11 protein-coding genes are annotated in these 13,208 nt (G+C 72.8%); 4 read left to right on the forward strand and 7 right to left on the reverse strand.

Annotated features, from left to right (window positions below):
• Positions 1-271 precede the first annotated feature (271 nt).
• On the forward strand, positions 272-1,660 hold the full coding sequence (locus ACIGXM_RS18440; RefSeq protein WP_396562058.1) for a S8 family serine peptidase: 1,389 nt from the start codon (positions 272-274) through the stop codon (positions 1,658-1,660).
• 57 nt (positions 1,661-1,717) lie between these two features.
• On the opposite strand, the gene ACIGXM_RS18445 is transcribed toward ACIGXM_RS18440, so the two are convergent.
• Positions 1,718-3,067, reverse strand: a complete 1,350-nt coding sequence (locus tag ACIGXM_RS18445) for a hypothetical protein (RefSeq protein ID WP_396562060.1) — start codon at positions 3,065-3,067, stop codon at positions 1,718-1,720.
• Between the two features lie 194 nt (positions 3,068-3,261).
• On the opposite strand from ACIGXM_RS18445, the gene ACIGXM_RS18450 reads away from it, so the two are divergent.
• A complete protein-coding gene (locus ACIGXM_RS18450; RefSeq protein WP_396562061.1) occupies positions 3,262-3,768 on the forward strand; it encodes a DinB family protein in 507 nt (168 codons plus the stop codon).
• 137 nt (positions 3,769-3,905) lie between these two features.
• Complete coding sequence (locus ACIGXM_RS18455) at positions 3,906-5,918, forward strand: putative Ig domain-containing protein (protein WP_396562063.1); 2,013 nt, start codon at positions 3,906-3,908, stop codon at positions 5,916-5,918.
• A gap of 77 nt (positions 5,919-5,995) precedes the next feature.
• Here the strand turns inward: ACIGXM_RS18455 and ACIGXM_RS18460 are convergent, their stop codons facing one another.
• Positions 5,996-6,367 carry a winged helix-turn-helix transcriptional regulator gene (locus tag ACIGXM_RS18460; RefSeq protein ID WP_396562065.1) on the reverse strand — a complete coding sequence of 124 codons (372 nt, stop codon included), beginning with the start codon at positions 6,365-6,367 and terminating at the stop codon, positions 5,996-5,998.
• Positions 6,368-6,459: 92 nt separating this feature from the next.
• Here ACIGXM_RS18460 and ACIGXM_RS18465 point away from each other — a divergent pair, with 92 nt between their 5' ends.
• Positions 6,460-7,299, forward strand: coding sequence for an SDR family oxidoreductase (locus tag ACIGXM_RS18465; protein ID WP_396562067.1), 840 nt, complete (start codon positions 6,460-6,462; stop codon positions 7,297-7,299).
• Between the two features lie 482 nt (positions 7,300-7,781).
• On the opposite strand, the gene ACIGXM_RS18470 is transcribed toward ACIGXM_RS18465, so the two are convergent.
• The 5 genes from ACIGXM_RS18470 to ACIGXM_RS18490 are packed head-to-tail and all read right to left on the reverse strand — an operon-like array spanning position 7,782 to position 13,180.
• Positions 7,782-11,600: a LysM peptidoglycan-binding domain-containing protein gene (locus ACIGXM_RS18470; RefSeq protein ID WP_396562069.1), complete on the reverse strand. Its 3,819-nt coding sequence runs from the start codon at positions 11,598-11,600 to the stop codon at positions 7,782-7,784.
• Positions 11,600-12,046: a hypothetical protein gene (locus ACIGXM_RS18475; RefSeq protein ID WP_396562071.1), complete on the reverse strand. Its 447-nt coding sequence runs from the start codon at positions 12,044-12,046 to the stop codon at positions 11,600-11,602. Before ACIGXM_RS18475 ends, ACIGXM_RS18470 begins: the two co-directional genes overlap by 1 nt.
• A gap of 26 nt (positions 12,047-12,072) precedes the next feature.
• On the reverse strand, positions 12,073-12,531 hold the full coding sequence (locus tag ACIGXM_RS18480) for a TadE/TadG family type IV pilus assembly protein (protein WP_396562072.1): 459 nt from the start codon (positions 12,529-12,531) through the stop codon (positions 12,073-12,075).
• Positions 12,528-12,917, reverse strand: a complete 390-nt coding sequence (locus ACIGXM_RS18485) for a TadE/TadG family type IV pilus assembly protein (RefSeq protein ID WP_396562074.1) — start codon at positions 12,915-12,917, stop codon at positions 12,528-12,530. The genes ACIGXM_RS18480 and ACIGXM_RS18485 overlap by 4 nt, the downstream gene beginning before the upstream one ends.
• On the reverse strand, positions 12,914-13,180 hold the full coding sequence (locus ACIGXM_RS18490) for a hypothetical protein (RefSeq protein ID WP_396562076.1): 267 nt from the start codon (positions 13,178-13,180) through the stop codon (positions 12,914-12,916). The genes ACIGXM_RS18485 and ACIGXM_RS18490 overlap by 4 nt, the downstream gene beginning before the upstream one ends.
• Between the last annotated feature and the right edge of the window lie 28 nt (positions 13,181-13,208).

Consider the following 13,208-nt stretch of genomic DNA (forward strand, 5'->3'; position numbering starts at 1 on the left):
GCACCTCGCCCCCTCGGGTTGCGGGATCGGGACGGCACAGACAGGTCGGCGGCGATGCCGTTTTTACCGTGTTTTGACGGCACTTCGGCCCGGTCGGGCCGGCCGGGGGCAGCACGAACCATCCGCCAAGCGGGTGAGCTGTCGGTATGCCGAGTGATCATGCCAAAGGATGTCAAGGGTCCGAAATGACTATAGATTCATCTGGTCTTCACACGGTGGGATACCGGAGCCGACTCCGTGTCGGTTCCGACCCCCGTCCCAAAGGAGTTCCATGGGCCTCTCCCCCGCCACCGCGGGCTCCCGACGCCCCGCCGGCACCCGTGCGCTGGCCCTGTTCGCCGTCGCGGCCACCGCGCTGACGGCCAGCGCGGTCACCGCCCCGACGGCCGCCGCCCTGGCCCAGAGCGCACCGGCCCAGGCCGCGTTCAAACTGATTCCCGCCTCCGCCGGCCACTTCAACGCCACCGCGCACCCCGCCCCGACCAGCACCACCCAGTGCGTGGCGCAGCTCAAGATCCACTGCTACTCGCCGCTGCAGTACCGCACCGCGTACAACCTGAACCCGCTGTACAAGCAGGGCATCACCGGCAAGGGCCGGACCATCGTGATCGTGGACTCCTTCGGCTCGCCGACGATCCAGCACGACCTGGAGACCTTCGACAAGCAGTGGGGCATCCAGGACACCAACGTCGAGGTCATGAAGTGGGGCAACGTCCCGGCCTTCGACCCGAACAACTCGGACATGACCAGTTGGGCCGGTGAGACCACCCTCGACGTCGAGTACGCGCACTCCATCGCGCCCGACGCGCACATCATCCTGGTCGAGACCGGCGTCTCCGAGACCGAGGGCGTCACCGGCCTGCCGGAGATGATGGACGCGGAGCAGGCGCTGATCAAGGCCGGCCGCGGCGACGTCATCACCCAGAGCTTCGGCGCCACCGAGAACACCTTCCCGGGCTTCGCCCAGGGCAACTACAAGTCGCTCACCGACCTCCGCTACGCGTTCAAGGAGGCCGCCGCGCACAACGTCACCGTGCTCGCCTCCTCCGGCGACAACGGGGTGACCGACTCGGACCTGAACAACAACAACTACCCGTACAAGGTCAACTCCTGGCCCTCCTCGGACCCGCTGGTGACCTCGGTCGGCGGCACCGAGCTGACCCTGGACGACAACGGCAACCGCACCGCGCCGGACAAGGTCTGGAACGACGGCTACGGCGCCGGCGGCGGTGGCGTCTCCGCCATCTTCGGCCGTCCGTGGTACCAGTACGCGGTCAACACCGGCGGCGGCACCCACCGCACCACCCCGGACATCAGCATGAGCGCCGCGGTGGACGGCTCGGCCTGGACCTACGAGTCCTACGACCCGAAGTCGGTCGGCTGGCACCTCACCGGTGGCACCAGCGAGGCCTCGCCGCTCTTCTCCGGCGTGGTCGCCCTCGCCGACCAGCTGGCCGGCCACCGGCTGGGCCAGATCAACGGCTCGATGTACGCGATGTCGTGGCTGCCCAGCCAGTGGAGCGGCATCGTCGACGTCACCACCGGCAACAACAGCTTCGGTGGTGTGACCGGCTACACCGCCGGCAAGGGCTACGACATGGCGTCGGGCCTGGGCACGGTGGACGGCGCCAAGTTCGTGCGCGCGCTCGCGGACCACTGAGGTAGCAGCAGGCCGCGGGTTGCCCGCCCCCGTGACTCCGGGGGCGGGCAACCCGCGTCACTCCGCCGCCGTCAGCCGCGCCAGATACCGCTGCGCCGAACGCAACTTGCGACCGTCCGGCCCGGGCAGCAGCGCGCGCAGCTCCAGCAACTCCGGGGCGAGACCGATCGCCTGGTCACGGTCCCGGACCGCCCGCCAGCAGGCCTCGGCATTGGTCGCGGCCTGCTGGGTCTCCGGGTCGTCCGGTCCCCGCTCGGCGAGCAGCACCAGGGCGACCTCGCGGTAGAGCTCCGCCGCGCCGGCCGGTTCGCCGGCCAACCTGGTCACGTGTGCACGAACCTGACGGATCATCAGCACGGCTTCGGCGGCCGGGCCGTGCGCGTCGGCGGCCTCCCGCTCCAGGACGCGGGCGAGTTCGGCAGCGGTGGCGTGCTCGCCGGCGTCGGCCGTGCGGACGATCCGGCCGATCGCCTCGCGGTAGTCGGTGCGTGCGGTCACCTGTTCACCCTCGGCCGACGACCGCGGTCGCACCGCGCCGGCGGGCGGCACCGGGGCGTCCGCCTTGGCCAGCCGCACCGCCGCTCCACCCGTGGCTCCGCCGGCCGTGTTGCGGAAGATCGGCCGCTCCGGACCGTACTCCGTGACCACCAGCGCGTCCGTCGGCAGCGCCGCGTCCACCCGCTCCCGCAGCCGCTCCGGCGTCAGCAGCGGGCCGGCGCCCGGCCGACCGGCCCGCACCGCCTCGACCAGCGCCGACGTGAACGCGCCCGGTGGCTCGGCGTCCGGGTTGACCACCGCCCAGAGCGGCAGGCCGGCGGCCAGCGGCGAGGGCGTGCCCCGCACCAGCGGCCGGACGTCCGGGTCGGCGCCGAGGTCGGCGAGCACCAGGGTGTCCAACCCGGCCGGGCGGGAGCGCAGTTCTTCCGCCACGCTCCGCCAGGCCAGCCCGTCCGACCCGCGCAGCATCAGCGCCAGCCCGCCGCCGGGGCGCTCGACGCCCAGCCGGCCGGCGAGGTGCAGCAACAGCGGGCCGGGGTGCCGGGCGGCGGCCCGCAGGTGGGCGAGGACGGTCTCCAGGTCGCTCGCGGACGGCAGGTGCACGGCGTCCACCTGCTCGGCGGCGAGCAGCGTCTGCGGTGCGATGTCCGCGAGCAGCACGGAGGCCCGCGCGCCGGCGTGCGCGCCCTCGATGGTCAGGATCCGCCCGCGCCGCCCCTCCCCGACCACCGCCGACGGGTCTTCGGCGGCATCGACGACGGGCTCGGGCGTCACCACCCGCAGCACCGCCGTCGGCGCCGCGCCCGCGACCGGTGACGAGGAGAACCGCATGGTCAGCTGGTCCGCCGCCGGCTCGTCCCAGACGTCAGTGGGCCCGACCTCTCCGGAGATCGATGAACTGTCCGCCAACGCCGGTCACCACCCCGCCCGCCACCTCGGCGGTCTCTGTCCGCAGGTCACGGCCCGTGCCGCCGCTCCCCTTCCGCGCCACCTTACGGGGTTCCCGGCGCTCCGTTCCAGGGCGGCGACGACCTGACGGCCTACCCCGGGACCGCCGCCTTCGGTAGGTTCACCATCGAACCACCACCCCCGAAGGGACCATCATGACCACCGAGCGCCCGTCGCCGCCGATGATCGCCGGCGAGCGCGAAATGCTGCGCGCCTTCCTCGACTTCCACCGGGCGACGCTCGCCATGAAGTGCGACGGGCTCTCCACCGAGGAGCTGCGCCGGCAGTCGATGCCGCCCTCGACGCTCTCCCTGCTCGGCCTGGTGCGGCACCTGGCCGAGGTGGAGCGGCAGTGGTTCCGCCGCGTGGTCAACGGCGAGGACATCCCGCTCGTCTGGTCGGACCAGGGGGACTTCCAGGTCGCGTACGACACCACCGGCGCCACCCGGTCGGAGGCGTTCGACGCCTGGCGGGCGGAGGTCGAGCACGCCCGTCGGATCGAACGGGAGGCGGAGTCGCTGGACGTGGTCGCGCACTGCGCCAGGTGGGGCGAGGACGTGTCACTGCGCATGGTGATGCTGCATCTGATCCACGAGTACGCCCGGCACAACGGCCACGCGGACTTCCTGCGCGAGGGGATCGACGGCACCGTGGGCGCCTGATGGATCATCAGGCCTCCTGACGGGAGCTGCTGTTCAACATTCTGTCATGCGCACGGACTTCACGTGCCACCAGTGCTGTGCCTTACTGGTGGGCGCTACGCGCGTTGCCTTCCACCGACCGCGTCAGGAGCCCCCGCATGAGCTTCACCCATCGTGTCCTGCTCGCCCTCACCGCCGGCGCCACCGCCGCCGCCACCCTGCTCGCCCCCACCGCCGCGCACGCCGCCGGAGCCTACTCGCTGCAGATCCTGCCGGATCAGGGCGAGAGCGCGATCTACGACTTCGTCGAGTCGGCCAGCAAGTCGATCGACATGACCATGTACGAGCTGCGCGACACCACCATGGTCGACGACCTGGTGAGCAAGGAGAAGGCAGGCGTCAGAGTCAGAGTGATCCTGGACGCCGCGCAGACCTCGGTCAACAGCGCCGCCTACAGCGCGCTTTCGGCCGGCGGGGTCGGGGTCACCTACTCGTCCTCGGCCTTCGTCTACACCCACCAGAAGACGATCACCGTCGACGCCGCCGAGTCGTACGTCAGCACCGGCAACCTCGACACCACCTACTACGGCACCTCACGCGACTACGGGGTCTACGACACCGACTCCGCCGACGTCGCGGCGATCGAGCAGGTCTTCGACGCCGACTACGCCAAGACCTCGATCACCCCGTCCGACGGCGACGACCTCGTCTGGTCGCCCACCGACTCGCAGAGCCGCCTGCTGGCGCTGATCAACGGGGCGCAGCACAGCCTCGACGTCGAGGAGGAGGAGTTCGACGACCCCGCGCTGGTCAACGCGATCGTCGCGGACGCGCAGCGCGGGGTCACGGTGCGCGTCGTCGCGGAGAACGAGTCGTCGACGTACAGCAGCGAGCTCAACCAGGTGACCGCCGCGGGCGGCAAGGTGACCACCTACACCAGCCCCACCGGCTTCTACATCCACGCCAAGGCGATCGTCGCCGACTACGGCACCCCGACCGCGAAGGTGTTCGCCGGTTCGGAGAACTTCTCCGACAACTCGCTCAACCACAACCGCGAGTTGGGGCTGATCGTCAGTGACCCCGGCGTGCTGAGCGGCATCGAGTCGACCTTCGACGCCGACTTCAACCAGACCAGCAGCGGCGGCGGCAGCGTGGCCGTGACCAGCCCCGGCAACCAGACCGGCACCGTGGGCAGCGCCACCAGCCTGCAGATCTCGGCGACCGACTCCGCCGGCGGCACGCTCGGCTACGCGGCCACCGGGCTTCCCGCCGGGCTGTCGATCAACTCCGCGACCGGCCTGATCTCCGGCACCCCCACCGCCGCCGGCACCTCCACCGTCTCGGTCACCGCCACCGACAGCACCGGGCCCTCCGGGTCCACCTCCTTCGGCTGGACCATCAACCCGGTGACCGGCGGGAACACGGTGACCGTGACCAGCCCCGGCAACCAGACCGGCACCGTGGGCAGCGCCACCAGCCTGCAGATCTCGGCGAGCGACTCCGCCACCGGCCAGACCCTCGGCTACCGCGCCACCGGCCTCCCGGCCGGGCTGTCGATCAACCCCTCGACCGGCCTGATCTCCGGCACCCCCACCGTCACCGGCACCTCCACCGTCTCGGTCACCGCCACCGACAGCACCAACGCCACCGGCAGCACCACCTTCAGCTGGACCGTCAACCCGGCCGCCGGCAGCTGCACCGCGGCCCAGCTGCTGGGCAACCCCGGCTTCGAGACCGGTAGCGCGGCGCCGTGGTCCGCCTCGTCCGGCGTGATCAGCGACAGCAGCAGCGAGCCACCGCACAGCGGTTCCTGGGACGCCTGGCTCGACGGGTACGGTACGACGCACACCGACACCCTCGCCCAGGCCGTCAGCCTCCCGAGCGGGTGCCGCAGCTACCAGCTGAGCTTCTGGCTGCACGTCGACACGGCGGAGACCAGCACCACCACCGCCTACGACACCCTGAACGTGCAGGTGCTGAACAGCTCCGGCACGGTGCTGGGCACCCTGGCGACCTACTCGAACCTCGACCACGGCACCGGCTACGCCCAGCACACCTTCGACCTGTCGCCCTACGCCGGACAGACCATCACGCTGAAGTTCACCGGCACCGAGGACTACGAGCTGCAGACCTCGTTCGTCATCGACGACACGGCCCTCAACGTCGGCTGATCCCCACGCCCACCCGGCTCCCGTCCCCCTCGGGGGCGGGAGCCGCGCTCCCGCCTTCGTGGCCGGCCACCAATCCGCTATGCCGCGCTGCGCGGCGGCAGCCGACGTGTGATCCGGTCGAACAGCTCCTCCAGCGGTTCACCGAGATCCCGGCCGAACTCGGTCAGCCCGTAGGTGACCTGGGGCGGCGTCGTCGGCTCGACCTCCCGCCAGACCAGGTCGTCCTGGACCAGCGCGCGCAGGGTCTGGGCGAGCATCTTCTCGCTGATGCCCCGGATGCTCTCGCGCAGCTCGTAGAACCGGAGGTCGTTGCTCCGCAAGGAGATCAACACCCAGATGCCCCACCTGCTGGTCACGTGGTCGACCACATCGCGCGCGGGGCAGTCGGTGTGAAACACCTCATACCGCTTCCCGGCCCCGGCCTGCTCGGCCTGCACACCTACCACCATGTGCTGAGCTTACGTCAAGGTATGTCCTTACCAAGGGTTAGCCGCAGCTCCTAGCGTGAAGGCCACAGAGGACATCGAGCAAGGAGCTGATCATGATCGTGGTGACCGGGGCTACCGGGAACGTGGGCCGGCCGCTGACGCGGGCGCTGGCCGAGGCGGGCCGGCAGGTGACGGCGGTGTCGCGGCACCCGGCGGCGGTGCCGGACGGTGTCCGCCACCTGGCGGCCGACCTGGCCGAGCCGGCCGGCCTCGAGCCCGCGCTGGCCGGGGCGACCGCGCTGTTCCTGCTGCTCTCCGGCGACCTGCACGCCGCCGGAGCCAGCCCGGCCGACATCATCGGCCAGGCCGCGGCCCGCGGGGTCCGCCGGGTCGTCCTGCTCTCCACGCAGGGCGTGGCGACCAGGCCCTTCGGCGCAACGCGGATCGCGATGCGCGCGCTGGAGGACGTGCTGCGGGAGTCCGGCCTGGAATGGGCCATCCTGCGACCGGGCGGCTTCGCCTCCAACGCCCTGTGGTGGGCCCAGTCCGTCCGCGCGCGGCGGGTCGTCGCCGCCCCCTTCGGCGACGTCGGGGTGCCGATCATCGACCCGGCGGACATCGCCGAGGTCGCGGCGGCCTGCCTGCTGGACGACCGGCACACCGGCGGTGTGTACGAGCTGACCGGTCCGGAGGTGATCACGCCGCGCCAGCAGGCGGAGGCCATCGCCGCCGCGCTGGGCGCGCCAGTGCGGTTCCACGACCTCACCCGCGACGAGGCCAAGGCCGCCATGACCCAGAGCATGCCGGCAGAGCTCGCCGACGACACCCTGGACATCCTCGGCTCCCCGAGCCCGGCAGAGCTGCGTGTCAGCCCGGACGTGCAGCGGGTCCTCGGCCGCGCCCCGCGTCCCTTCGCCGACTGGGCCGTCCGCAATGCCGCAGCGTTCCGCTGAGTCCGGTCAGCGCCGCAGGGACTGCTCGGCTTGCTCGCCGACATCGCCACCTGAACAACTGTCGGGAGCCGACGTTCAGCAAGAACTTCAAACGTTCTGTGAGCATCACCGCACGTGACGAGCGAGGGTCTGCCTTCTTGGGTGGGTGTGCGCCGGTCAGGAATGGTCCGAAGAGACTCCCTGGGGTCGCTCAGGCCGCACAGTGTGCCAGGCATCTCAGATCTCTTGGCGGAGCCTGCCCTGTTGCGAAACGTCGAGGTCTTGGCGGCGAGCTCAGGCTCGGACTTCCGCGACGGCTGGCACCGGCGGTGGTGCAGCATCGGCCTGACCGGCGCGAAGTCCGCACACGGCTCTGCGTCCAGTGCCAGCGCAGCGTCGCCGAGCCGGTACCGCTGCCCACGATCGCGCGGAAATGCTCGAACGGTGCTCATGACCACACGGAAGTGTTCACGAAACCGCGGAACCTGGAGCACCTCCCGTTGTCACGCACCGGAGAGGAGGTCGCGGAGCAGGGAGACGGTGTCGGGGTCGAGGCTGCGGCCGGTGCGGCGGCTGAGGGCGTCCAGGCGGTTGACGGCCTTCAGGAGCTGGTCGCGGGCGCCGGCCGAGGCGTAGGCGTAGAAGAGGTCCCGGTGCAGGAGTTCGACGTCGGGCGCCACGGCGAGGCCACGGAAGACCGCCGCCTCGGCGTTGCGGTGGTCGCCGTACTGGAGCCTGCGGGCGGCCAGTTCGTGGGCGGTGTCGACGACGGTGGCGAGCATGTCCTGGCGGTCGGCCTCGGCCCAGCCGTAGGCGGTGGCCGGGGTCTCCGCGAACGGGGCGCCGCGGACCAGGGCCAGCGCGTGGGCCAGCGCGGCATCGGCGGTGGAGCTGGTACTGCGCATGCCGCGACGGTAGAGGCTGCGGAACTCGTCCCAGTCGCAGGTGACGGTGGGGGCGAAGGCGCAGCCCTCGGGGGTGTCCTGGCGCAGGAAGGCGCGGCCGTCGGGGGCGTTGCCGAGCCAGCCCGCCAGCTCGTCGAGGGAGGCGGGCAGCGGCTGGTCCGGGCGGGCGTGGTCGCCGGGGTGCAGGGCGCGGTCGACGGCCTCGGGGGTCGCGCCGGGGTGCAGGGCCAGGTACGCGGCGAGTTCGGTGAGGCCGGGGCGGGCGGACTGCTCGGCCGGGCCGATGGCGCCGAGCACGTCCACCGGGCCGAGCAGACGGATCCGGGGAGCGGCGCGGAAGGCGTGGGCCTCCGGGGAGCGGAGGATGGCGAGCAGGTCGTCGGCGTCGCTGCGGACGGGAGTGGTCGTCGCGGTGAGCGGGGCGGGGGCGGCCGGCTCCGGACGGGACGGGACGCCGGGGTCGGCCTCGGTGAGCGCGGGGGCCGTGTCGTGGGTGGGGAGGGGCTCGGGGATGGGGTCAGGAGTGGGGTCAGGGGTGGGGACGAGGTCGGTGGGGTCGGGGGTGGGGACGAGGTCGGTCGGAGTGGGGTCGTCGGTAGCGGGCTCGACGTCCGACCGGGTCTCGGGCGACACGAGGGGAACCGGGAGTACCGGTGCCACCGGGGGCGCGGGGGGTACCGGGGCCACCGCGGCCACCGGAGGCTGGCTGGCCTGCAGGCCACGGCCGTTGAGCGCGTGCCGGGGCCGCAGCGGGAAGGCCGGGAGCACCGGTACCACCGTCGCAGTGACGTCACCGGCGCCGCCGCACGGTGCGGCCGCCGGGTCGGCGGTCGCGAACGGGCTGCTGCCCGTGCCGACCACCCGGGCGATCAACCGCGGGCCGCTCTCCGGCAGGCCCTCCGGCAGTGCGGCGCCGATGAACGGCAGGTCGGACGCACCGACTCCGGCCAATACCGGTACTGGCACCGGCAGTTCGGACGGGTCCAGCTCGTCGCCGTCCAACGTCCAGTCGGGCGCGGGCCGTTGCTCGGTGGACCCGGAGGTGTGCAGCAACTCGGTCCAGTGCGCGTACTGTTCGTCGGTCAGCCGCTGCAGTTGCAACTGGAGGTTCAGGCCGGGCAGGGTGGCCGGGCCGCTGCTGGGCAGCGTCCAGCGCGCGACCGGGCCGGCGCCGCGCTCGGGGGCCCGGGTGACCACGGCGAGGCAGGTGCGCGGGCGGCCGTCCAGCAGCCGGCCCAGCTCGGCCGGGAGCTCCCCGCCGGGTGACTGGACGGAGAGCACGATCTCCGGCACCCAGGCCTCGTCGGCCTGGCCGCGACTGCGCGCGTCCCTCGGGTGGGTGGCCCCGGCGGCCACCAGGGTGGCCCGGGCCCGGTCGGTGCGCGGGCCGACCGCGTCGAGCGCCGCCTCCAGGCTGGCGTACCGGTGGACCCGGTCGACCACCGTGTCGGAGACCGGCAGGTCGTCGGCGAAGCCCACCAGGTGCAGGTTGAGCCTGTCGGCGAGCGGGCTGTGCGCGAGTTCCAGCGCGATGGTGCGCAGCACGTCGCGGGCGTCCTCCGGCTGACCCGAGAGGTGCAGCAGCCGGGCGGTCTCCAGGTCGGCCAGGACGGCCGCGCCGTCAGCGGCCGTGCCCAGGGTGACCAGCGCGGGGTAGGGGGCGGTCACCCTGGCCGCCTGCTCGGCGGTCAGCAACCCGTCCGAATCGGCCGTGCACCACCAGATGTTGGCGGTGTGCGCGGCCCGGAACGGGGCGATCGGTGCGGCCGCCACGGCCAGGTGCAGTTCCACGGTGCCGCCGGTGGTCACCCGGACCGCGGCGAGCGCCGGCAACCGCTTGCCGGTCCGGCTCACGTTGCGCGCCATGGTGCGCAACGCACGATTCAACAGGTCGAGGCCGTAGTTGTTCTGACGTGTCTTCAGCTCGGACTCGAAGACCGCGGCGGGCGGTGCGGGCAGCGGGATCCGGCGACGCGGCCGACGGGCCCGCTGTTGGGCACCGCGCCGGTGGGCGACCGCGCCGATCAGCACGGCGGCGAGCAGCACACCGACCCCGGAGACGGCCAGGGCGTCGGTGTAGTCGCCGCTCGGGTCCTCGGCCCGGGCGCCGTCGTGGCTGCGCACCTGGGCCCGGCCGCCGCGCGGGTGGGCCGGGGTGGCCGACCGGGCGTCGGCGGACGGCCCGGGCGCCCCGGCGGGATGGGCGTCACCCTCGAGGCCCGGGTCGTGCTGCTGGGCCGCAGGGGCCGGGGCCGCCTGGGCAGGCGCGGGTGCCGGGGCCGCCGGGGCGGGAGCGGCGGGAGCTGGTGCGGCAGGGGCGGGCGTGGCCTGGGCGCCCGGGATGGTGAGCACCATGCCCGGCACCACGACGTTGGGATCGGTCAACCGCTCCCCGTCCGGCGCCTGCACCCCCTTGTTGGCGTCGAAGAGTTGCGGCCAGTCGTCCGAACTGCCCAACTCCCGTTGGGCGATGGCGGACAGCGTGTCGCCGTCGCGGACCGTGGTGCTGGTCGGCCGCGCGCCCCCGGCCGGCGCGGACTGCTGCGCCGCGGGGGCGGGCGTGGCGGCCTGGGCGGCGGAACCGTCCGGCTTGGCATCGGCCGGCATGAGCAGTTGCCAACCGGGCTGGATCGGCCGGTCCGCGTCGAACCGGGTCCCCGAACCGTCCATCACCCGGCCGTCGTTGAGCTTGGCGATCTCCTGCCAGCGATCGCCCGAACCGAGTTGACGCTCGGCGATCGACCAGAGGCTGTCGGCGGGCCGGCTGTCCCGCACGGTGTAGGTCGGCTGTTGCTGGGGTTCGGAGGCCTGCAGCGCGGTCACCGGGGTCGCCGACGGACCGGCGGTCAGCGCCGCGAGCCGTGGCGCCGCGGCGAGTTGGGCGGGGGCCGTGGCGGCCGGCAGTCGTGGCACGGTGGCGGCGAACGAGGCGCCGGCCACCGGCAGCAGCGCGATCACCGCACCGACCAGACCCGCCGCCATCCGCTGGCTCCAGCCGAAGGCCGGGATCCGCCGGGCCACCCGTCCGCGCAACTGGGCCGGGATCTCCAGCAGGACGGACGAGACGAAGCAGAACCAACCGATCCAGCCGATGCCGACCAACGCCCAGAGGAAGAGCTGTCCGTTGTCCGGACCGGTCAGCAACGCACCGGGGTCGGCGAGATCCACCCCGCCCATCGCCAGCACCGCGTCGGTGCCGTACCAGAGCAGCGCGGGCACGCCGAGCAGCAGCACGGCGAGTGCCAGCAGTGCGCCGAGCGCGGCCGGGAGTGAGCGCAGCGCGTCCGAACCGCGCCCCGGGGGGCCGGAGTTCGGCTGCCCGACCCGCGAACTCCCCTGGGACATCGGGGCCTTCGGGGCGCCGGGGGCCGCCTCGGGGTTCGGGCGGGCATGGACCTTGGCTCGTGGTGCGGCCATCAGGCGCCCCCCGCTTCCTCATCGCCGGGCACCAGGGTGGCGGTGCCGGTTCCTTGCACGGTCAGGGTGGGTGTGTCGAAGAGCCCCAGCAGGGCGGTCCGATACGTGGTGTTGATCACCACGGTGATCGAGGTGGCGAGCGCCGCGGGCGGACTGCCGTCCGGCGGATCGGCGTGCAGCCCGTACGGCCTGAGGTAGGCGTTGGCGGCCGCGTATCCCTCGGCCGTGTTGATCAGCAGACCCCGGCCGGTGAGCAGGGCCTGCTGGTCGATCTCCTGCCCGCCGACCCGGGCGGCCTCCTGCGCCAGCGCGTCGGCGTTGGCGATCGCCCGCAGGCGCCCGCCGCAGTCGAGCACGATGCCGACGAACATCAGCATCATCGCGGCGCTCAGTGCCACGAAGATCGAGACGGTGCCCCTGTCGCGGGCGTCCCGACGGACCCTCACTACCCCTCCCCAGGGCGTACGGTGTGCTACTGCGACCGGTAGCGGTCGATGACCGAGGTGAAGCTCCCGGTCATCGTCTCCGAGCCCGGTACCCACAGTGGGAACAGATCACTCACCCTGACCTGGCAGGTCACGGTGACGTTGACGGCGTTCAGGGTGGTGTCGCCGACCGGCAGCTGTTCCGGCGTCGCGGAGACGGCCAGGTCCGGGCAGACCACGCCCCGGGCGCGCAGGACCTCGGCGGCCGACTCGCTCGCGACCTCCTGCGCCGAGCGGGTCGAACGGTCGAGCGTGGCGCTGCGGGCCGCGGTCCGGGCCGCCTCGTCGACCGTGCCGCCGACCACCTGCAGCCGGCCGATCACGATCACCAGGCAGAACAGCACCAGGATGGCCGGCACCAGGATCGCGGCCTCGATGGCCAGGCTGCCGCGCTGCGGATCGGGCCCGCCGGACGGGCGGGCGGTCGTGGCGCCACGGACGGTCATGGCGCCACGTACCGTTCGATCGGTGCCGTGGCGCTCTGGGTGATCCACAGGCCGCTGACCCCCGGCGGGAGGAACAGCGGCTCGAAGCGCACGGTGACCCTGATGGTGTTCGGGTCCGGGTGTTCCACCTTGACCTCGGGTTTGTCGAGCAGCCCCTGGCACAGGGCGAGGAAGTCGGTGGCGCGCTGCTGGGCGGCCTGGTCGTTGCTCTGGTACCCGCGGCCCGCGTCCACGCCCTCCCGGGCGGCGGTCAGCGCGACCGAGTCGGAGTACCAGAGCAGCGCGACCTGGGCCACCCCGATGACCAGGAAGAGCACCGCCGGGAAGACGAGCGCGAAACTGAGACTGAGGACTCCGCTGTCGTCCCACCGGCGGCGCCCGGTCACGAGTGCACGCCGTTGGGGATCGTGGTCGGCACCTGCTTGCTGACCGCGCCACCCAGGGTGGTCAGGGCCGCCAGCACCGCGCCGGCGATGCCGATCACCACGATGACGATCAGCGCCATCTCGACGCTCAGCGCGCCGCGGTCGCCCGCGGACCGGGCGGCCCGCAGTCGTCCGGTGTGGACCCGCAGCAGCGCGGTGGCGAGCAGCAGCGGCAGCAGCAGCGGTTGCAGGAACTGGCGGGGAAGACTGCGCAGGGACTTCATGATTCGCTCTCCCAGGGGGGACGGAACT

This window comes from Kitasatospora sp. NPDC052896 (assembly GCF_044547075.1).
In the GTDB taxonomy this organism is placed as follows: domain Bacteria; phylum Actinomycetota; class Actinomycetes; order Streptomycetales; family Streptomycetaceae; genus Kitasatospora.

Coding starts and splice junctions, on each gene's coding strand:
- ACIGXM_RS18450 (WP_396562061.1), top strand. CDS start 3,262: ATGACCACCGAGCGCCCGTCGCCGCCGATGATCGCCGGCGAGCGCGAA.
- ACIGXM_RS18480 (WP_396562072.1), bottom strand. CDS start 12,531: ATGACCGTCCGTGGCGCCACGACCGCCCGCCCGTCCGGCGGGCCCGAT.
- ACIGXM_RS18455 (WP_396562063.1), top strand. CDS start 3,906: ATGAGCTTCACCCATCGTGTCCTGCTCGCCCTCACCGCCGGCGCCACC.
- ACIGXM_RS18470 (WP_396562069.1), bottom strand. CDS start 11,600: ATGGCCGCACCACGAGCCAAGGTCCATGCCCGCCCGAACCCCGAGGCG.
- ACIGXM_RS18460 (WP_396562065.1), bottom strand. CDS start 6,367: ATGGTGGTAGGTGTGCAGGCCGAGCAGGCCGGGGCCGGGAAGCGGTAT.
- ACIGXM_RS18440 (WP_396562058.1), top strand. CDS start 272: ATGGGCCTCTCCCCCGCCACCGCGGGCTCCCGACGCCCCGCCGGCACC.
- ACIGXM_RS18490 (WP_396562076.1), bottom strand. CDS start 13,180: ATGAAGTCCCTGCGCAGTCTTCCCCGCCAGTTCCTGCAACCGCTGCTG.
- ACIGXM_RS18465 (WP_396562067.1), top strand. CDS start 6,460: ATGATCGTGGTGACCGGGGCTACCGGGAACGTGGGCCGGCCGCTGACG.